This window comes from Bradyrhizobium sp. SZCCHNS2022, assembly GCF_032377575.1.
Classification (GTDB): domain Bacteria; phylum Pseudomonadota; class Alphaproteobacteria; order Rhizobiales; family Xanthobacteraceae; genus Bradyrhizobium; species Bradyrhizobium aeschynomenes.
Window position 1 is genome coordinate 1,679,149 of record NZ_JAUHHZ010000001.1, and the last position, 20,736, is coordinate 1,699,884.

Sequence of the window (20,736 nt, forward strand, 5' to 3'; positions counted from 1 at the left end):
GGAAAGTGGTCGAATTGCGCCCGTCACGCGCTTGACATGACAGCCGTTGCCAGTGTCTTTCCGGCCAAAGTTACTCATTTCCAGGGATTTTGGAACGTTCAGGGAGCGGCCATGACGGCAGCATTCACTTTTCCGGGGCAGGGGTCCCAGGCCGTCGGCATGGGCAAGGCGCTTGCGGACGCATTTCCTGCGGCCCGCGCCGTGTTCGACGAGGTCGACGCTGCCCTCGGCGAGAAGCTGACCGCCATCATCTGGGAAGGTCCGGCCGAAACCCTGCAACTGACCGAGAATGCCCAGCCCGCCCTCATGGCGGTGTCGATGGCGACCTTGCGGGTGCTGGAGACGGAGGCGGGGTTCTCGGTCGGCCGAGACGCGGCCTTCGTCGCCGGCCACTCGCTCGGCGAATATTCGGCGTTGGCGGCTGCCGGCAGCCTGACGATTGCCGATACCGCCCGCCTGCTGCGCACCCGCGGCCTCGCCATGCAGAAGGCCGTCCCGGTCGGCGTCGGCGCGATGGCGGCGCTGCTTGGCATGGATTACGAGGCTGCGGTCGCCGTGGCCGAAGAGGCGGCCCAGGGTGAGGTCTGCCAGGCCGCGAACGACAATGGCGGTGGCCAGGTGGTCGTCTCCGGCAACAAGGCTGCCGTGGACCGCGCCGTCGAGATTGCGCGTGCCAAGGGTGCCAAGCGCGCCATGCTGCTGCCGGTGTCTGCGCCGTTCCACTGCCAGCTGATGCAACCGGCCGCGGATGTGATGGCCGAGGCGCTGTCGAAGGTGACGATCAAGGCGCCGGCCGCGCCGGTCGTGTCCAATGTTCTGGCCGCGCCGATCAGCGATCCCGACGAGATTCGCCGTCGTCTGGTCGAGCAGGTCACGGGGACCGTGCGGTGGCGCGAATCGATCGCCTATATGGCGGGCCAGGGCGTGACGCGATTCTTCGAGATCGGTGCCGGCAAGGTGCTGAGCGGCCTGGTCAAGCGGATCGCGGAGGGCGCAGTGGGCGTCGCCGTCGGCGGGCCGGCGGACATCGCGGCCGCCAAGGATGCGCTGGCTGCAGCCAAAACGTCGTAGAGCGTCGCGTAAGGCGGCATTGAGGAGAGTTGGATGTTCGATCTGAGTGGCAGGACCGCGCTGGTCACCGGCGCGACCGGCGGCATCGGCAATGCGATCGCGAAGGCATTGCATGCCCAGGGGGCGACCGTTGCCGTGTCCGGCACGCGCCGCGAGGTGCTGGAGACCTTGGCGGGCGAGTTGGGCAGCCGCGTGCATGTGCTGCCTTGCAACCTGTCGGATGCGGCCGAGGTCGAGGCGCTGGTCCCGGCTGCCGAGCAGGCCATGGGACAGGTCGACATTCTCGTCGCCAACGCCGGCATCACCCGGGACAACCTGTTCGTGCAGCTGCGCGACGAGGACTGGGACGAGGTGATCAAGGTCAACCTGACCGCTACCTTCCGCCTGTCGCGCGCCGCCACCAAGCTGATGATGCGCAAGCGCTTCGGCCGCATCATCGCGATCACCTCGATCGTCGGCGTCACCGGCAATCCGGGGCAGGGCAATTACACGGCGTCCAAGGCCGGGATCATCGGCATGATCAAGACGCTCGGCGCCGAATACGCCAAGCGCGGCGTGACCGCCAACTGCATCGCACCCGGCTTCATCAAGACGCCGATGACCGACGCGCTGAACGAGAAGCAGCGCGAGTCGATCCTCGCCAAGGTGCCGGCGGCGCGGTTGGGTACGCCCGAGGACATTGCTGCAGCTGCGGTGTACCTCGCTTCCAACGAGGCCGCCTATGTCACGGGCCAGACCATCCACGTCAACGGCGGCATGGCCATGATCTAGCTCTTGATCTAGCTCTTGATCTAGCTCCTGGCCCGCGGCCCGGAATGCGGCGAAAAGACGTCGCGCTTACGGGCCGGGGCCGTGTGGTCAATGATTCGCGTGTATGGTAACCGAGCCGCTCACGGGGGCACGAAGAACGCCATTGCAGGATTTCCAAACCCTGTATATTGGCGGGGCGAGCTGCCATCGTTCGCCGGGCCTCCGTCCGGCTGGTGCTGCTGATCCGGGTTCCTGTTCGAGCGTCCAGGATCGGAGGCGTACCGGCCTCATGGAGTGTGTGGATTGGAGTTTGTGAGTGGCCCCGTTTCCGAAGTTTTCGGACCGCATGTTGTCCGCCAATTTCGGTAAAGGGGCGCTGCGGGGCAAATCTGGTTTTGCGCGATCGCGAAGGAAGTTTGACGGCCGGGGTGATGCGGATCATCCGGGGGTCGGGTCTTAAAGGAACAAGCACGAGGTTGAACGATGAGTGAGATTGGCGAGCGGGTTAAGAAGATCGTGGTCGAACACCTTGGTGTCGAGCCCGAGAAAGTGGTCGACAACGCGAGCTTCATTGACGACCTCGGTGCCGACAGCCTCGACACGGTCGAGCTCGTCATGGCTTTCGAGGAAGAATTCGGTTGCGAGATTCCGGACGACGCTGCCGAGACCATCCTGACGGTCGGCGACGCCACCAAGTTCCTCGAGAAGAACGCCAAGAGCTGACGCTCCGGCGAGAGTTGTGCGAAACCGGCCGATCCGTCTTGTGCGGTCGACCGGTTTCTTGCTGTTGGCGGCATGCGGTAGGCCGTCATCTGGCGGCCGGCAAGGCACCATTCGGACGCGATGCCCGGCCAGAACGTGTTGCTCGAACAATTGACCCGAGGTGCCGCGACGGCCGTCAGCCGGTTCACAAGCGCTCAAGGTCGGGTCTGGAGAAACGAACATGAGGCGGGTTGTCGTCACTGGCCTTGGCATGGTTTCGCCGCTTGGCTGTGGTGTGGAAACGACCTGGCAGCGGATCCTTCAGGGCAAGAGCGGTGCGCGCGTGATCGAGTCGTTCGACGTCTCCGATCTGCCCGCCAGGGTGGCCTGCCAGGTGCCGCGCGGCGATGGCAATGACGGCACGTTCAATGCCGATCAGTGGATGGAGCCGAAGGACCAGCGCAAGGTCGACGACTTCATCATCTTCGCCATGGCGGCTGCGCGTCAGGCGCTCGATGACGCCAACTGGCATCCCGCAACGGAAGAGGACCGCTGCGCGACCGGCACCCTGATCGGCTCCGGCATCGGCGGCCTCTCGGGCATTGCCGACACCGCGATCCTGCTCAAGGAGCGCGGCCCCCGGAAGGTCTCACCGTTCTTCATTCCCGGACGTCTGATCAATCTCGCCTCGGGCTATGTCTCGATCGAGCATGGGCTGAAGGGCCCCAATCATTCGGTGGTCACGGCCTGCTCGACGGGCGCGCATGCGATCGGCGATGCGAGCCGGCTGATCGCGCTCGGCGATGCCGACGTCATGGTCGCCGGCGGCACGGAGTCGCCGATCTGCCGAATCGGCATGGCCGGCTTCTGCGCGGCACGCGCGCTCTCCACCGGGTTCAACGAAACGCCGGAACGGGCCTCGCGGCCCTACGACAAGGATCGCGACGGTTTCGTCATGGGCGAGGGCGCCGGCGTGGTCGTGCTCGAGGAGTATGAGCACGCCAAGGCGCGCGGCGCGCGGATCTACGCCGAGGTCTGCGGCTATGGCCTGTCGGGCGATGCCTATCACATTACCTCGCCGTCGCCCGATGGTGACGGCGGCTTCCGCAGCATGAGCGCGGCGTTGAAGCGTGCCGGCATCACGGCCGCCGACATCGACTACATCAACGCCCACGGCACCTCGACGCAGGTCGGTGACGAGATCGAGCTCGGTGCAGTCGAGCGTCTGCTCGGCGATGCCGCCTCAAAGGTCTTGATGTCCTCGACCAAATCATCGATCGGTCATCTGCTCGGAGCTGCGGGCGCCGTCGAAGCGATCTTCAGCATTCTCGCGATTCGGGATAACATCGCTCCGCCGACGATCAATCTGGAGAACCCGTCGGTGCAGACGGCGATCGACCTCGTGCCGCACGCGCCTCGCGAACGCGAGATCAACGTGGCGCTGTCGAACTCGTTCGGTTTCGGCGGCACCAACGCTTCGGTGATCCTGCGGCGCGTGGTGAGCTAGTGCGGAAGGCCGGAGTGCCGCTCGGACCGATGGTCACTTGGTCACGCGGATATCCGACTGCAGCCACACTAGAACCCAAGACTTCGCGTGTCTTTAACTTCGCGGGTCTTTCTCGGTCGGCTTTGGACGCCGATACGGTAAGCGGATGTGCATGGCGGGGAGGCCCGGCGAAAACACCTTTTCGCCGTATTCGATGACGAATCGTTGAGATGGGCGTGGACTTCTGGTCGCTTGCGTTGGGGAGCGCACGGCCGCGACGAGAGCGACAGGACTGAAGGTTGCATCGATGAGTGAACGGCCGCCCATCTCGCCCCGCAGTCCGCGCGCAGCGCTGGAGCCCGAACGCGTGCCGCCGCCGCCGCGCCGCTCCGAGCGGGCACGCAACCCCTTCGTCGTGGTCGGCAATGCGATCATCACGCTGCTTCTGCTCGCGATGATCGGGGCGGGTGCGGCATACTATTATGGCCGGCAGATCCTCGAGGCCGCCGGGCCGCTGCAGGAAGACAGGATCGTCAACATTCCCCAGCGCGCCGGCAAGCGCGACATCGCCGACGTGCTGGCGCGCGAAGGCGTCATCGACGTCAATCCCTGGATATTCATTGGCGGCGTCTACGCATTGAAGGCAAGCTCCGACCTGAAGCCGGGCGAGTATGCGTTCCAGAAGAATGCATCGCTGCGTGACGTGATCGGCGTGATCGTCGAAGGCAAGGTCGTGCAGCATGGCGTCACGATTCCCGAAGGCCTGACCTCCGAGCAGATCGTCGCCCGCCTGTCCGACAACGAGATCTTCACCGGCAGCGTCCGCGAGATTCCGCGCGAGGGCACGCTGCTGCCGGAGACCTACAAGTTCCCGCGCGGCACGAGCCGCGATCAGGTCATCCAGCGCATGCAACAGGCCCAGAAGCGCGTGCTCGCCGAGATCTGGGAGCGCCGCAGTCCCGATCTGCCGGTCAAGACGCCCGAGCAATTGGTGACCCTGGCCTCGATCGTGGAGAAGGAGACCGGCAAGCCGGACGAGCGCAGCCGTGTCGCCGCGGTGTTCGTGAACCGGCTGAGGCAGCGGATCAAGCTGCAGTCCGATCCGACCATCATCTACGGCCTGGTCGGCGGCAAGGGGACGCTGGGACGTCCGATCAAGCGCAGCGAGATCACTCAGCCCTCGCCCTACAACACCTATGTGATCGAGGGCCTGCCGCCCGGTCCGATCTCAAATCCCGGCCGCGCCTCGCTGGAAGCAACGGCGAATCCGGCACGCACGCGCGATCTGTATTTCGTGGCTGACGGCACCGGCGGCCATGCCTTCACCGAGACCTACGACCTGCACCAGAAGAACGTCGCGAAGCTCAGGGCGATGGAACGGCAGACGCAGAACGACACCGTCGAGCCGGACGAGGCGTTGCCTGCCGTTGCCGGCGGAGCGGTGGATCCGGCGGCCGGGGCAGCCGCTCCCAGGGCGCCCGCGGGGGCGAAGAAGCCGCCCGCCAATCGTGCCCCCGGCGGGATTGCACCCGGCAACGGGGCACGGCAGGGCGCCGCGCAGCCGAGCCCGCCGGTCGTTCAGCAATAATTTCCCACGCAGGCCGGCCGCGCAGAACCGGGCTTAACATTCGCCCAAAAGCCCGTAAGGTTCGCGCACTTTTGGCGCGGGCGAGTCTGTCCCCGCTGCTGATCTGCCGGAGAGATTGACGAAATGGCGCTGTCGAGCATGACCGGCTTTGCCCGTAGCCACGGGGCAAGCGGTCCCTACTCGTTCGAGTGGGAGTTGAAGTCGGTCAATGCCAAGGGATTGGACGTCCGGGTGCGCCTGCCGCAGGGCTGGGACGAGGTCGAGGCGTTCGCCAAGAAGCGCGCCACCGAGGTGCTCTCCCGCGGAACCGTCTATGCGAACCTCACCGTGAAGCGTGCCGAGACCGGTACGACCGTGCGCATCAACGAGGACGTGCTGGCTGCTGTCGTGAAGGTCGCGGGCTCGCTCGCCGGCAGGATCGATGCGGTCGCGCCGAGCATCGATGGCCTGCTGTCCATCAAGGGCGTGATCGAGGTCGCCGAGCCGGAGAGCGACGAGGCCGAGGACAAGGCTGCCAAGGACGCTGCCATGGCGTCGTTCGAAACTGCTCTGAAACATCTCGTCGAGATGCGCCGGCGCGAGGGCGACACGCTTGGGCAGATCCTCAACCAGCGCGTCGACGAGATCGAAATGCTGGCGAAGAAGGCGGAAGCATCGCCCGGCCGCAAGCCCGAAGCCATCAAGGCCCGGCTCGCGGAGCAGGTTGCGGCCTTGCTCGAAACGTCCGATCGCTTCGATCCCGATCGCCTGGCGCAGGAGGCGCTGCTGATCGCGGCCAAGGCCGACGTGCGCGAGGAGCTCGATCGCATCGCCTCGCACATCGCGCAGGCGCGCGAGATGCTCGGTAAGGGCGGGTCCGTCGGCCGCCGGCTCGACTTCCTCGCCCAGGAATTCCATCGCGAGGTCAACACCACCTGCTCGAAGTCGAACGACATCGAGCTGACCAATATCGGCCTCGAGCTGAAGACCGTGGTCGAGCAGTTCCGCGAACAGGTTCAGAATCTGGAGTGATCCATGGCGGCTCACGACGGAAGCTTTGATGGAGTCGAGCGGCGCGGCCTGATGTTCGTGCTGTCGTCGCCCTCGGGCGCCGGCAAGACGACGCTGTCCCGCCTGCTGATCGAGCGCGTGACGGGCCTGCAGATGTCGGTGTCGGCGACGACGCGGCCGATGCGGCCCGGCGAGGTCGACGGCCGCGACTATCACTTCGTCGACCGTGCGCGGTTCGAGGAGATGGTCGAGCGCAACGAGTTGCTCGAGTGGGCCACCGTGTTCGACAACCGCTATGGCACGCCGCGGCCGCCGGTCGAGGCGGCGCTGTCGGCCGGCCAGGATGTGCTGTTCGACATCGACTGGCAGGGCACGCAGCAATTGCGCGAGAAGGCGCGGCAGGACGTGGTCAGCGTATTTATCCTGCCGCCGTCCGCTGCCGATCTCGAGAAGCGGCTGCATACGCGCGCGCAGGATTCCCACGAGGTCATCCGTGGGCGCATGAGCCGTGCCAGCCACGAGATGAGCCACTGGGCGGAGTACGACTACATCGTCATCAACCGCAACGTCGACGATGCGTTTGCCGAGGTGCAGTCGATCCTCAAGGCCGAGCGCCTGAAGCGCGAGCGCCGGACCGGGTTGACGACCTTCGTCCGCGAACTGCAGCGCCAGCTCGAAAGCTGACGCTCTCTATCATGCTTGCTCAAGCATGATCTTTTCGGAAAACCGGTTTCCGCTTGTCCGGTTCATGCTCTAGGCTCTGCGGCCGAGACGCGCCAGGATGTCCTGGATGCCGTCGAGCGACTCGTCCTGCTGAATGTTGCGAGGCCGAGGCCGCAGAGCCGGCGGCCGTGGAATGAAATCGAGCGGCGGGGTCGCCGGATCCTCGAACGGCGTCGGCGCGAACGGGGGCCGTTGCTGCGGCGGCCGCTGCTGATGCGGCTGCTGCGGCATGTGCCGCTTGGGCGGCGGCTGCTGCGGTGGTGGTCTGTCGATGACGGGCGGTGCGGCCGGGATCGATGATCGCGATTCCAGCAAACTCATGAGCTGCGCGGCAGGATCGTCGTGGATCTGCACGACGGGCTGCGGCGCCTGGACGGCAAACTCTTCCCGGGCGTCCCGAGGCGGCTCCGTCTCCAGCTCGTCTTCCGGCAAGGAGAAGCGCGACTGCAGCAGATTGATCAGCGCTGCCGCGGGATCGTCGAGGTCGTCGTCGGCAGTGGGCGCCTCCGGCAGGGCTGCCGCATCAGCCGCTTCCATGTTGTCATCCGTCTGATAGGCGGGCTGCCGCGCTGCATGCGCGCGAAGCGTTGCGATCAGCGCCGCGGCAGGGTCGCCCGTTTCGGCTTCCTCTGCGCCGGCGGCGGCAGGCTGATCCGATGTGGCAGGCCCCGGCTGAGCCGCCAGCTGGCGGCTGCGCAGACGATTCATGAGCTGTTGCGCGGCTTGAGATTGAGACATGGCAGATTGAGACATGGCGGCCTCCGCCGCCGGCGGCGGGGGCGCTTCGGCGGCGACGGCTACCGACGGGGTATCGCCGCTCTCGTTCGTTGCTGCCTGGGTCGTCCGCCGCTTGGCTGCGCGCGACACCAGCAGCGCGGCAATCACCTTGGCGGCGTCGAGCGGAGCTGCGCCCGCCGACGGCGATGCGGCCTCGCTGGTGCGGGCCTTGCGTAGAGCCGACACGATCTCGCTGACGTCGACAGGGGCCGGCGGTGCAGCCGGCGCGGGATCCTGGGCCGGCGGCGCGGGAGGCGGGGTGGTCACGAAGGCTGGCGTTGGAATGGCTGCTGCAGAGCTTTGTGGCGCCGACCAGGAGTTCGCGGCTGGTTCGGCCGGTGCCGCGTGAGCGGGCGACGCCTGGGGAGCGAGCGCCGCCGCCGCGCTGGCTTTGGCAGCCGCGATCTTGGCGGCAGCGGCTTGCGCCGCAGCCATCTGGGCAGCAACCATCTGTTGTTGTTGCGTCGGCGGCGCTGGGGGCGCCATCATCGCAACAGGAGCCGGCTGAGCGGCGGCCGCTGCCATCTGCTCGGCGGCGGCAGGCGCACGCCGGGCTGCGGAGCGGTCGGCGAGCTGGTCCGCAGCCTGCCACACGGCGTCGGTGCTCTGCGGCCGCTGCATGTCCATCGCAGCGTCGAGCTCGCGCCGGCGTGCCGAGACGGGCTGACGATGGTCCGGGTGCTGTGGGGATGCCGCCTGTCGGTGCGGACGCGACTCCAGGTGCTCCGGCTGAGATGCCGACAGCCGCGCGCTCGCAAGGTCGAGTGCCGAGGCCGGCTGTGAGCCGCGGCCGCTATCGGCCTGAGGCGCATGTGCCATGCCGCCGCGACCGGCACGCATTCCCGTCGGCGCCGCCTTGGATCGTGGCTTGGTGCGGGCGCGGCGCAATTGCACTGCATCCTCGTGCCAGCTGCCGTTGCGCCGGCGCCGCCGTCCCATGCGGCTGAGCCGGTAGAGCGCGCTGGCGAGCAGGCCCGAAATTCCGAGTGCGCCGATCACCACCAGCATCAGCATGTGGATCGGCGCTTCGGGCTTGGTCGCCTTGGACGCAGCGGTACCCTGGCCGTCGCCCGCAGAAGCCGCATTGGCGCCGGCATCGGCACCGGCATCGCCGTCATCGGCCATGGCTGCCGGCGCCGTATCCATCGGCGTGGTATCCGCCTGTTGCGGCGGCGCAGACGGCCAGGGCGAGGCATCGAGGCTGCGCGGCAGGCTGGCGTCCGAGGCCGTCAGGGTCGTGGGCGTGATGGCGAGATTCTGCGGCTTCGGGGTGCCCCTTGGGTCGACTCCGGTGCGCAGGCGGGATTGCGGCAGCTCGGCCATCGCGTCGGCGCCGGAGCGCAGGGCTGGACCATCGGTACGTCGCGGTGTCAGCTTGGGGGCCGCGGGCTGGGCGAAGTCCCAGGGGGCCGGCTGCTGCGTCGCGCGGGCAGGCGCGGCGATCTCACGGCCATTTGCGTCCTTGAGATACCAGCAGCGCCGATTGGTGCCGCGGTCGAAACGATAATACCAATGCTGAGCGTCGGACTTGTCGCCGGTCGGCTCCGTCAGGCATTCCTCAGCCGTCACGGCAGCGCGCGGCAATGCGAACAGTACGGTCGCTGCAATGCCGGTCGCAATGGCAAATGCAACTCCTGCCGTTCGGCTTGCCATTGACGACTCCGGATACGCTTACGCAACGGCGCGTTCTCGGAAACAAGTTGGGTGGCAATGAGCCGCAATTCCGGATTAATTCTGGCTCGGTCCTTTCGTAGCTGAGTGCGGCTTTTTTCCCACAAGAGATTCTGTCTGCCTTCGCGGTTTTGGCCGCGATGTCGCGCCAGATCGGTCGCATCGGTGACGACCGACGGCGTGTTTCACCCTCCGCGATCAAGAAAACGGCGCCGACAACCGCTACGTTTGTGGACGAACGATCGGTGGACGGTGCGCAGGGCAATGCGGTCGCATCACCCTCCGCCTGATCGCAAGATGCGGGGGCGAGGGGGGCAGCAGGCGGCGACGGTGCAAGACCTGCGGCCGCCTGCGAATTGATGGCCACGACTCATCAGTTCGTGAGGACGACCCGACCGACCACGTGTCCGGCCCGCAGCGCATCGATCCACTTCTGCACGTCGCCCATCGGCTCCTCGCGCATCGGCGGCGGCTTGATCTTTCCGGCGCGGGCCAGCGCCATCAACTCGTGCGCCTCGGTCAGGGTGCCGACCATGAAGCCTTCGATGGTCATGCGCTTGTAGACCCATTGAACCATCGGCAGGGTGAACTGGCCCCCCATCAGTCCGGACACGACGATCTTGCCGCCGCGTGCAACGACGGACACCGCGAAGGCCATCGACTTCTCGTTGCCGGCGAAATCGACGACCTCGTCGAAGCCGCCTTCGGTCTCCTTGAGGATGCGCTTGATCACGTCCGGCTCGGCCGGATCGTAGGCCGTCGCGGCGCCATTCTTCAGCGCGGTCTCGCGTGCGGCCGCCGAAAGATCGGCCACCGAGATCGGCTGCTTGAACATCGCCTGCGCGAACGACAGCCCCATCATGCCGACGCCGCCGAGTCCGATCAGCAGCAGATTGCGCTGGCGCGGCCGGTCCACGAGGCGCTTGAGCGCGCCATAGGCCGTGACGCCGGAGCACATCAGCGTCGCGGCCTGGTTGACCGGCAGCGGATCGTATTCCAGCAGATACTTCGCATCCGGCACCAGCACGTGGGTGGCGAAGCCGCCGTCGATCGAGACGCCGAGGAAGCGCTGCTTGGCGCACAGATTCTCGTCGCCATTGACGCAGTCGCGGCACTGGCCGCAGCCGATCCATGGAAACACCGCGCGCCGGGCGCCGATCAGCTCCTTCGGCACGTCCGGTCCGACCTCGTCGACCACGCCGGCGATCTCATGGCCGAGCGTGAAGGGCAGGGTCATGCCGCGCGTCGTGTCCAGGCGCTTGCCGTTGCCGAGATCGGCATAGCCATCCTGGATGTGCAGATCGGAGTGACACAGGCCGCAGCGCTCGATGCGAACCAGAACTTCGCGGCCTTGCGGCTTCGGTGTCTCGACGATGGTCTCGCACAGCGGCGCGTCGAACTTGACGAGCGATTGGCGGCGCATCAACGCCATGATGAATCTCCCTGAAATGCTTGTTGTTAGGTCTTGTTGTCGTTGCGACTATTGGTCAATTCGCGAGCCATGGCAACAAAGCCGGACACCGGGATGGTCTCGGCGCGACGGGTGGGATCGACGCCGGCGGCCGCTGCCAGCCGCGCCGGATCGGCAGGCAAGGACTTCAGGCTCTGCCGCAGCATCTTGCGCCGCTGGCCGAAGGCGGCGGCGGCGACCTGCTCCAGCGCGCGGCGGTCGCACGGCTCGGGCGCCGCGCGGGGCACCAGCCGCACCACGGACGAGGTGACCTTCGGCGGCGGCACGAAGGCGGACGGCGAGATGTCGAACAGGATCTTGGTCTCGCAGCGCCAGTTGGCGAGCACGCCCAGCCGGCCATAGGCCTCCTCGTTCTCGCGCGCGACAATGCGCTCGGCGACCTCGCGCTGGAACATCAGCACCATCATGTCGTACCAGGGCGGCCACGGCTCGGCGGAGAGCCAGCCGATCAACAGGTGCGTCGCGATGTTGTAGGGCAGGTTGGCGACGATCTTCGCCTTGGTGCTCCCGAGATAGGGAGCGACATCAAAGGTCCGTGCATCGCCGCAGACGATTTCCAGCCGCCCGGGATAATGGTCGGCGATCGCCTGCAGTGCAGGAATCGCGCGCTCGTCGTGCTCGACCGCGATCACATGGCGGGCGCCGAGCGCGAGCAGGGCCCGCGTCAGGCCTCCCGGACCCGGGCCGACCTCCACCACGGTGGCGTCCTCCAGGGGACCTGCGGCGCGCGCGATCCGGGCCGTGAGGTTGAGATCGAGCAGGAAATTCTGGCCGAGCGCCTTGCGTGCCGACAGCTGGTGCTCGCGGATGACCTCGCGCAGCGGCGGGAGGTCGTCGATCGCGCTCATGACGATTGGCTGGCCATGCGCGCGGCGAGCTGGAGAGCCGCGATCAGGCTCGCCGGGTTGGCGGTGCCCTTGCCGGCGATGCCGAAGGCCGTGCCGTGATCCGGCGAGGTGCGGATGAAGGGCAGGCCGAGCGTCACGTTGACCCCTTCGTCGAACGCCAGCGTCTTGATCGGGATCAGCGCCTGGTCGTGGTACATGCAGACGGCGCAATCATAGCTCTTGCGCGCGGCATCGTGAAACATCGTGTCGGCCGGCAGCGGCCCCTGCACGTCGAGCCCCGCATTGCGCAGGGTCGCGATCGCCGGCGCGATGATCGTGTCCTCCTCGGTGCCCATCGTGCCGTCCTCGCCGGCATGCGGATTGAGTCCGGACATGGCGATGCGCGGCCGTGAGACGCCGAAATAGCGCCGCAGACTGGCGGCGACGATGCGCGTCGTCGAGGTGATCAGCGGGCTCGTCAGTTGCTCGATCGCCTCGCGCAAGGACACGTGGATGGTCACGGGCACGACGGCCAGCGTCGGTGACCACAGCATCATGACGGGCTGCGGCACCGCGCCGCCGTCGGCAGCGAGCTCGGCGAGGAATTCGGTGTGACCCGGATGCGAGAAGCCGGCGCGGTACAGCACGGCCTTGGCGATCGGATTGGTGACGACGGCGCCGGCCCGTCCGGCCCTCACATCGGCAACGGCCTGGCGGATCGCGCCGATGGCGGCCTCGGCGCTGGTCGCATCGGGGCGGCCGGGCAAGGCGGTGACGCGATGACCCGTGGAGACCACGGGAAGTCCCGCTGCAAAGGCCTCCGGCGCCTGTTCGGGTCGCACCTCGGCGATGGGAACGGGGAGATCGAGCAGCTTGGCGCGCTGCGCCAGAAAAGCCGGGTCGCCGAGTACGTAGAAGGCGGGGAGACCGAGTGCATTGCGGCGCAGCCAGGCCTGCAACGTGATGTCGGGTCCGATGCCTGCGGGCTCCCCGAGGGTCAGCGCGAGGGGCTTGGTCATCAGCGATATTCGATCATCGCCGCCTTGCGGACTTCCTGCAGATAGGCCTTGGAGGTCGCCTCGTATTTCTTCGCGTACATCTGCTCCTTGATCTCGCGCTTCTTCGGCGTGTCGATCGTCGTCGGCGTGCGCGCGCAGAGGGCCACCATCTGGATGCCCTGCTTGGTGGCTTCAGGCGGGGTCAGATGGCCGATCGGCGTGTCGTCGAGCAGCTTGCGCAAGTTCGGCGGGATGTCGGCAGAAGTCTTGATCACGATCTCCTTGATCACGGCATTGGCCGTCGTTCTGAGGATGGAGTTGGCGTCGGCGCAACTCTGGATCCTCGCGCGCAGGGCTTCCGCTTCCTTATGCCGGATGTCCATCGCGCCCTGATTGGACGAATTGGCGACGATCAGAACCACCGGCTGCATCTTGTACTCGAACGCCTGGCCCTGCTGGTCGGAGTCGCCGCCCGCCGCGGCGACGGCTGCAGCCACGTCCTTGTCGGAGACGATCAGGCGTTCCTTGTAGCGGCCGCGCACGAGGCTGGTCCAGACGATCTCCGCCTTGATGCGGGCCTTGAGCGTCTCCGGCCGGACGCCCTGGCTCTCGAGCGATTTGGTGAGCTGATCGGCATTGAGGCGCATGCGGGAGCCCATGCCGGCGTAGGACTGGTCGACGTCAGCGGAGGTGGGCTCGACGCCGAATTTCTTGCCTTCCTTGATCTTCACCTTGTCGTCGATCAGCTCGTTGATGACCTCCTGGCGAGACTGCTGCTTGCGGGTGCTCAGGAAGTTCAGCTTGGTGCGCTGCTCGACGTCGTAATTGGTGATGGGATCGCCATTCACCATGACGACGATGCTCTGAGCCTGGGCCGAGATCATGCCACAGCCCCAGACCAGCGCGGCAACCGCGCAGATCGTCAGGGCCCGAAGGCGAGGAGGGAACGCAATCGTCATGGCCAAGCTTCGCTGTTCGCAATGGATCCAACTGAAAGCGGCGCCACGGCTCTCAACCGCAAGACTCTCGACGCGGGCCTTTTCTCAGACCCAAGGGAGCCGGCCGGAGACTGGCGCGCGCTACTGAAGGCCCCCAGCCCCGGTTCCCGTCGACGAGGAATTGGCGAGTGTCCGGAGTCCGATCTGGAGCATATAGGCATGGCTCAGAACGGGGGCGGTGGTGCCTGTCGTGTAATTATACGACGTTACATAGTTGGCGGCCAGCACGAAACAATCGTCCACGTAGCCCGCACCGATCACATACTGGTTGATCTTGTTGGCCGCGAGGTCCCATCGCGCAGCACCGGTCACGACCCAGTTCGGCGCGACCTTGACCGAGCCGCTGCCCAGGATGCCCTCGCGTCGGGCGAGGTAGCCGATCGCCGGATCGGCGGCGTAGTTGCCATACGTCAGGGCCATCGACCAGCGGTCGAAGTTCGCCTTGGCTTCCGCCTCGAAACGCTGGACGTTCAGGTTCTGCTGATCGAACCGGCTGCGCATGCTGAACGTGTAGGTCCGGTTCGGCGAGTAATCCACCCGGGCCACGTAGTCGGACACGTTCTTGTCCAGGCCGGAACCGATGGCGGTGTTGTTCATGTCCTGAACGGCGAACGAGTTCAGGCCGAACAGGTGGTAGGACTGGCCGAACAGCACGTTGATGGTGCCGCCGCGGTCGAACTGCGTGGTCGCCTGCACGCCGACATTGGCGCGCCCGCCGCCTTCGACGCGGTCGTAGCCGGAGAACTTGTCGACGCTGAACAGGTTGCTGGCGTCGAACACCATGCTCTGGGCGTCCTCGTTCGGCAGCCGGCCGGCATAGGTTTCGTTCGGCCGGATGATGACCTGGGCGATCGGCTCGATCGTGGTGGTGCCCCACGGCTGAACGTTGATGAACGGGTAGCGGTATTCGAGGCCGACGGTCGGCATCAGCCGCAGCGCCTGGGTGTCGCCGGTCGGCAGGAAGTTGCCGACGCCGGGCTGGGCCGTCACGTTGGCATTGATCGCGTCGGCGCGCAGGATCGCGAACGGCGTCCAGATCTGTCCGTAGGGATCGGTGAAGGACTTCCGCCACTGCGCCTGCGCGCTCAGGCGCGTATAGGTTCCGGGCGTGGCACGCAGCAGGCACTGGGTCGGCAGGCGCGCCAGCGGGTCGGCCGACGTCGTCGTGCACAGGCCGTTGGTGTTGGCCGTGGTGGTGATCGGATCGAACACCGCCTGTTCGCGGGTCAGATTGACGAAGTTGGTCTTGTAGCTGAACTCGCCGCCGAACACCGGGTAGTTGAGCACGTTCGAGTAATCCAGCACCGGATAGACGATCGGAACCGTCTGCTGGTTGCCGGAGAAGCTCAGATAGTGGATCGCCCTGATGTCGAAGAAGCTGCGGCTTCCGACGCCGGTCAGATACAGCTGCGAGATCGCTTCCGTCGGCAGGCTCATGAACGAGTTGAACGGATCGCGGTATTGCGCCAGCCGGTAGTCCGACAGGAACATGTAGTCGGACAGCAGGATGCCGTCCCAGCCGAACACCCATTTGTCGTTGAGCGCGAACTGGCCCTTGGTGTCGACGCCGCCGCGGAACTGGCGGTCTCCCGGCTGGCCGGCGAACGCGTTGCGGTTCAGCTGGTCGATGCCGTACAGGCGCACCTGATAGCCGCCATTGCTGAGGCGCTGGCGGAACTCGGTCTGCACCAGCACGCCCTGCTTGGAGGTGATGCGCGGCGTGAAGGTCGCGTCGTAATCCGGCGCGATGGCCCAGTAGTAGGGGATGTCGACACCGAAGCCGTAGCCACCCGTCTGGGTGAAGCCCGGCATCAGGAAGCCGCTCTTGCGCTTGACCGTCGGATCAGGCGTCGAGAAGTAGGGGATATAGGCCAGCGGGACGCCGAAGAATTCGAGCTGGGCGTTCTCGAAATACAGCATCTTCTCGGTCTGGTCGTGGATGATGCGCGCACCCTTGACCTGCCACAGCGGCGGCTTCTTCGGATTGTCCTTACAGGGCGCGCAGGCGGTGTACACGCCGTTCTCGAAGACCGTGTAATTGCCCTTGGAGCGGTCGGCGCGGGTGGCCGCCATCCGCGTCTGGTCCTCGGTCTCGACGCGCAGCGAATCGACGAAGCCGTCGCGGTAGTCGTCGGACAGATCGAGGCTGTTGGCGTAGGTGATCTTGCCGTCGGCGTCGGTCATGCGGATGTTGCCTTCCGCATGCAGACGCTTGGTCTTCTGGTCGTAGATCACCCGATCCGCCTCGACCGAGGTGCCGTTATAGAACAACTGGACGTTGCCGACCGCCGACACGCGCGAATTGTTGTAGTCGTAATCGACCTCGGTCGCCTGCACCAGCATCTGGTTGTCGTTGGCGACGCGCGGCGGCGGCGCCTTCGGCGGGCGCGGATTGTAGGTGAAGCTCTGGGCAGCGGCAGGCGACAGCGCAGAATCGGCCACGAGGCCGAGCGTCAGTGCGACGGCGCAGACGAGTACGGCAGACCCGGCGCAACGGGCGCCCGCGCAAGCAAGGCGCGCAACGGCATGCAGCCGGAGCGCGGCGAGCGCGGTCTGACGGACGGCAACGAACGACACTAGCCGTCCTCCTGGTAGAGCAAGGCCATAAAACCGGTGAGGCCGCCGACGAACACGGGCAGCCACGCCGCAGCGATCGGATTCATCAACGCAGCCTTGCTCAAATCTTCCGTTACTTTCGACAGCACGTAGAGCAGAAAGCCGGCGCCCACGCCACTCAAAACCATTTTTTGAACGCCACCCATACGGAAGAACCTGAGGGACACGGACGCAGCCAGCATGACCATCGCAGCCAGCAAAAACGGCTGCGCGATGAGCTTATGATACTGCAGTCGGTACCCTGCGGTCGCGAAGCCCGAGCTCTCCGACGAACGGATGTAGCTCGGCAGTTGCCAAAACGACACAGTTTCGGGGGTGGAGAAGCTGTTGCGGACCTGCGCCGGCGTCAAGGTGGTGGGCAGGATGAACGTCGGTTCGTCCACCGGCGGTGCATCGAGCGAGAATCGGCGCACCGATTTGAACACCCATTGGCCTTCCTCGAGACTCGCCTCGCGGGCCTCGATTCGGTCCTTGAAGCGATTCTGCGTATCAAAACGGAACAGCGTGAGGCCGGTCAGCCGAACGCCCTGCTGCTCGCTGCGCGCGGCGTTGATGATGACCGAGCCGTCCGGATTGAGCTGATTCAGCCAGAAACCCGACGCATCCTGCACGCCGCCGCCCGGGGCCGCGCCGAACAGCTCGGCCTCCATGCGCTTCGACAGCTCGCGCAGATTGGCCGACATCGGATTGTAGAGCGTCGTCGCCATCAGGCCGAGCATGATCGCGCTCGCCAGCGCCGGCGCGATGAACTGCCAGGCCGAGACGCCGGCGGCGCGCGCCACCACGAGTTCGAGCCGCCGCGACAGCGCGAGATAGCAGGTCATGGCGCCGATCAGCACGCAGAACGGCATCATTTTCTCGAGCAGCTGCGGCACGCGAAACAGCGAGGTCTCCGCCACCATCAGGGCCGAGGCGGAGGCCAGGCCCGACGTCCTGCGCACCATCTCGATGTAGTCGACCAGCACCAGCAGCAGGAAGATGCTCGCGAACACACCGACCGCCGAAACCAGGAAACGGCCGGCAAAGTAGCGCCCGAGCGTGTTCGTGATCATGCTCATGCGGTGGCGGGCCTTCTGAACAGCCGCGCGATTCGCGCATTGGAGCGGTTGATGGCCTCCATGAGCCGCGCCGGCGGCTCGACGACCACGCCACCGACGATGATCCAGATGGACAGGCCAAGGGCGCCGAACAGCATCAGGTACTGGATCAGTGCGGCGACCGGGGTCTTCACGGTCATGACCGAGCAGGCAAAGCCGGCCATGCGGACGCCGAACACGGCGAGGATGGCGCTGCCGAACGAGAAGTTTCGGCTCTGGCGCGTGGTCCGCGGCGCTCCCAGAAATGCGAAGGTGAGCGCGGCGAAGGCGAACGGGTAGATCGGGGCGAGGAAGCGGTCGTGCAATTCCTGCCGGAATTGTCCGGGGATCTGCTTGTAGATCGGATCATCCTCGGCCGGCGCCATCAGCTCCCACACATAGCGTTCGCGGATGCCGAGCGTGACGTCGCGTCCCTGATTCGAGAACTTCGACATGTCGAAGGCATAGCGGGCGAACGCGACCATCGCCGGCTCGCGCTTGCCGATCTCGAACCGCTCCAGATTGCCGTCCTCCAGCACCAGGAACGAACCGTCGGCGTTCTTCACCACGGTGCCCTTTTCGGCGATGATCGTGATCCGCTCCTTGGGATCGCGGCGGTCGTCGATCAGGATGTTCTTCAACTCGCCGCCCGGCTGGCGTTCGCCGATCCGGATCGTCAGGTTCTGGTCGAGCTGCGCAAACCGCCCCGGCTGCAGGATGTTGGTCAGCACGTCGGCGGTGATCTCTGCGTCCCACTGCTTGATCCGGCGCAGACCGTCTGGCGCGATATAGGACGCGAGCAAGGTGACGAGCAGGGCGACCACGCAGGTCGCATAGGCGAACGGCACGAACAGCCGGATCGGCGACATGCCGGCGGCGTTCATGACGATGATCTCCGAATCGGTCGCGAGCTTGTTCAGCGTGTGCGAGACCGCGATCATCAGCGCGATCGGCGCGATGACGCCGAGCAGCGAGGGAATGACGAGGCCGGTGATGCCGAGGAAGGTCAGGATGGTCTGGCCCTGGCTCGTCATCAGGTCGATGCCGCGCAACGCCTGGGTGATCCAGATCACCCCGGTGAGGCTCACCAGGACCAACGCAAACGACGCGAGCGTCGTGCGAAAGATGTACCTGTCGATGGACCCCATCGTGTGCGCTCGATCCCCAATCAGCGGTCCCAGAACGAGCGCTGCAGCCACCCCTCGAAACGGGTCCCCACGCTGCCTGCGCCGTCACGTTCCAAGGGCAGTGAATATCTTTACCATCCCTTTGATCCGTCGACAAAATGGCTGTGGCGTGGCGTCACGAAAATACGATCAAAATTTCATTGATGTGGCCGCCCCGCCACGGGAAGGCTTGGCAGCTCCGGCCAAGCCGGGTCATACTGTTGCCAAGTTGGGTTCCGAACTGCCGCCATCCTCGCCTGTCCGCACGGATTTTGGCCGGTCGCGGCGGCTCTCACGTCGAAATTTTGGAGGATTGCTTGATGTCCGACACCGTCAAGGTCGGCTTCGTTCCGCTGTCGACCGCTCCGCGCGGTATCGTGGTGGCGTTCTGTGACGACTCGCTGCGACTTGGAGCCGCGACCGAGAAGGCGCTGGGAGGGGTTTCGGACCTGATCAAGCGTGCCGCGTCGGCCGCACGATTCAAGGGCAAGGATGGCGCCGCGCTGGACCTGCTGGCCCCCGAAGGAATCAAGATTCAGCGCTTGATCGTCATCGGGACGGGCAAGGGCGCTGACCTCAAGGACAAGGATTTCCTCAAATTTGGCGGGACCTTAACCGGAAAACTCAATGCCGGAACTGAACCGGTGACGGTGCTGGCCGAGCTGCCGGCCGGACCGATGACGCCGGATCAGGTCAGCTCGCTCGCCGCCGGGATCAGGCTGCGGGCCTATCGATTCGACCGCTACAAAACCAAGAAGAAGGACGACGAGGCGGGCGTCAGCGCGGCTGTGTCCGTCGCGGTCGCGGATGTCGCGGCGGCCAAGAAGGCGTTCGCGCCGCGCGCCCACGTCACCGATGGCGTGATTCTGGCGCGTGATCTCGTCAACGAGCCGCCGAACGTGCTCTACCCGGAGGAGTTCGCCAAGCGCGCCGCCGCGCTGCGCAAGCTCGGCGTCACCGTCGAGATCCTCGATGTGCCCGCGATGAAGAAGCTCGGCATGGGGGCGCTGCTCGGCGTCGGCCAGGGCTCGGCGCGGCCGAGCCGCACCGTGGTGATGCGCTACGATGGCGGCAAGAAAGGCGAGCAGCCGGTCGCCTTCATCGGCAAGGGCGTGTGTTTCGACACCGGCGGCATCTCGATCAAGCCGGCCGGCTCGATGGAGGACATGAAGGGCGACATGGGTGGCGCGGCCTGCGTGGTCGGCCTGATGCATGCGCTGGCGGCCCGCAAGGCCAAGGCCAACGTGATCGGTGCGATCGGGCTGGTCGAGAACATGCCGGACGGCAACGCCCAGCGTCCCGGCGACATCGTCACCTCGATGTCCGGCCAGACCATCGAGATCATCAACACCGACGCGGAAGGGCGGCTCGTGCTCGCCGACGTGCTCTGGTACGTCGCCACCAAGTTCAAGCCGAAATTCATGATCGACCTGGCGACCCTGACCGGCGCGATCATGGTTGCGCTCGGCACCGAGCATGCGGGCCTGTTCTCCAACAACGACGATCTGGCCGACAAGCTGCTCAAGGCGGGGCAGGAGACCGGCGAGAAGGTCTGGCGCATGCCGCTCGGTCCCGAATACGACAAGCTGGTCGATTCGCAGTTCGCCGACATGAAGAACACCGGCGGCCGCCACGGCGGCTCGATCACGGCCGCGCAATTCCTGCAGCGCTTCGTCAACGACACGCCGTGGGCGCATCTCGACATCGCCGGCACGGCCATGGGCGCGCCGAAATCCGAGATCAACCAGAGCTGGGGATCCGGCTACGGCGTCCGCCTGCTCGACCGTCTCGTCTGGGACTCGTACGAAGGGAAGGCGTGACGGAGC

At 66.0% G+C, this 20,736-nt stretch carries 16 protein-coding genes; 8 read left to right on the forward strand and 8 right to left on the reverse strand.

Annotated elements, in window-relative coordinates:
• Positions 1-111 precede the first annotated feature (111 nt).
• The 7 genes from fabD to gmk all read left to right on the forward strand — a co-directional run bounded on the left by fabD (position 112) and on the right by gmk (position 7,271).
• Positions 112-1,071: an ACP S-malonyltransferase gene (gene fabD / locus QXZ94_RS07345; RefSeq protein ID WP_172109348.1), complete on the forward strand. Its 960-nt coding sequence runs from the start codon at positions 112-114 to the stop codon at positions 1,069-1,071.
• 33 nt (positions 1,072-1,104) lie between these two features.
• Entirely contained in the window at positions 1,105-1,842 is a 738-nt protein-coding gene (gene fabG, locus QXZ94_RS07350; RefSeq protein ID WP_172109347.1) for a 3-oxoacyl-[acyl-carrier-protein] reductase, read from the forward strand.
• A 462-nt stretch (positions 1,843-2,304) separates the two neighbouring features.
• Positions 2,305-2,544, forward strand: a complete 240-nt coding sequence (locus QXZ94_RS07355) for an acyl carrier protein (RefSeq protein ID WP_006610957.1) — start codon at positions 2,305-2,307, stop codon at positions 2,542-2,544.
• A 220-nt stretch (positions 2,545-2,764) separates the two neighbouring features.
• Positions 2,765-4,030, forward strand: a complete 1,266-nt coding sequence (fabF, locus tag QXZ94_RS07360) for a beta-ketoacyl-ACP synthase II (protein WP_172131979.1) — start codon at positions 2,765-2,767, stop codon at positions 4,028-4,030.
• Between the two features lie 286 nt (positions 4,031-4,316).
• Positions 4,317-5,597, forward strand: a complete 1,281-nt coding sequence (gene mltG / locus QXZ94_RS07365) for an endolytic transglycosylase MltG (protein WP_315719864.1) — start codon at positions 4,317-4,319, stop codon at positions 5,595-5,597.
• A 123-nt stretch (positions 5,598-5,720) separates the two neighbouring features.
• Positions 5,721-6,608, forward strand: a complete 888-nt coding sequence (locus QXZ94_RS07370) for a YicC/YloC family endoribonuclease (protein WP_315719865.1) — start codon at positions 5,721-5,723, stop codon at positions 6,606-6,608.
• A gap of 3 nt (positions 6,609-6,611) precedes the next feature.
• Positions 6,612-7,271, forward strand: coding sequence for a guanylate kinase (gene gmk, locus QXZ94_RS07375; RefSeq protein ID WP_315719866.1), 660 nt, complete (start codon positions 6,612-6,614; stop codon positions 7,269-7,271).
• Positions 7,272-7,340: 69 nt separating this feature from the next.
• On the opposite strand, the gene QXZ94_RS07380 is transcribed toward gmk, so the two are convergent.
• From QXZ94_RS07380 to lptF, 8 genes are all read right to left on the reverse strand, one after another.
• A complete protein-coding gene (locus QXZ94_RS07380; RefSeq protein WP_315719867.1) occupies positions 7,341-9,740 on the reverse strand; it encodes a hypothetical protein in 2,400 nt (799 codons plus the stop codon).
• 391 nt (positions 9,741-10,131) lie between these two features.
• Entirely contained in the window at positions 10,132-11,190 is a 1,059-nt protein-coding gene (locus QXZ94_RS07385) for an alcohol dehydrogenase (protein ID WP_172184914.1), read from the reverse strand.
• Positions 11,191-11,216: 26 nt separating this feature from the next.
• A complete protein-coding gene (gene rsmA, locus QXZ94_RS07390; RefSeq protein WP_315719868.1) occupies positions 11,217-12,077 on the reverse strand; it encodes a 16S rRNA (adenine(1518)-N(6)/adenine(1519)-N(6))-dimethyltransferase RsmA in 861 nt (286 codons plus the stop codon).
• Positions 12,074-13,075, reverse strand: coding sequence for a 4-hydroxythreonine-4-phosphate dehydrogenase PdxA (gene pdxA, locus QXZ94_RS07395; RefSeq protein WP_315719869.1), 1,002 nt, complete (start codon positions 13,073-13,075; stop codon positions 12,074-12,076). Before pdxA ends, rsmA begins: the two co-directional genes overlap by 4 nt.
• The gene (locus tag QXZ94_RS07400; protein WP_315719870.1) at positions 13,075-14,013 is read right to left on the reverse strand and encodes a SurA N-terminal domain-containing protein; all 939 of its coding nucleotides are present in this window, start codon (positions 14,011-14,013) and stop codon (positions 13,075-13,077) included. Before QXZ94_RS07400 ends, pdxA begins: the two co-directional genes overlap by 1 nt.
• Before the next feature lie 120 nt (positions 14,014-14,133).
• Positions 14,134-16,629 carry an LPS-assembly protein LptD gene (locus tag QXZ94_RS07405; RefSeq protein ID WP_315719871.1) on the reverse strand — a complete coding sequence of 832 codons (2,496 nt, stop codon included), beginning with the start codon at positions 16,627-16,629 and terminating at the stop codon, positions 14,134-14,136.
• Positions 16,629-17,726, reverse strand: a complete 1,098-nt coding sequence (lptG, locus tag QXZ94_RS07410; protein ID WP_172131973.1) for an LPS export ABC transporter permease LptG — start codon at positions 17,724-17,726, stop codon at positions 16,629-16,631. Before lptG ends, QXZ94_RS07405 begins: the two co-directional genes overlap by 1 nt.
• Entirely contained in the window at positions 17,723-18,892 is a 1,170-nt protein-coding gene (gene lptF / locus QXZ94_RS07415; protein ID WP_315719872.1) for an LPS export ABC transporter permease LptF, read from the reverse strand. Before lptF ends, lptG begins: the two co-directional genes overlap by 4 nt.
• Positions 18,893-19,230: 338 nt before the next feature.
• On the opposite strand from lptF, the gene QXZ94_RS07420 reads away from it, so the two are divergent.
• Positions 19,231-20,730: a leucyl aminopeptidase gene (locus QXZ94_RS07420; protein ID WP_315719873.1), complete on the forward strand. Its 1,500-nt coding sequence runs from the start codon at positions 19,231-19,233 to the stop codon at positions 20,728-20,730.
• Positions 20,731-20,736 lie beyond the last annotated feature (6 nt).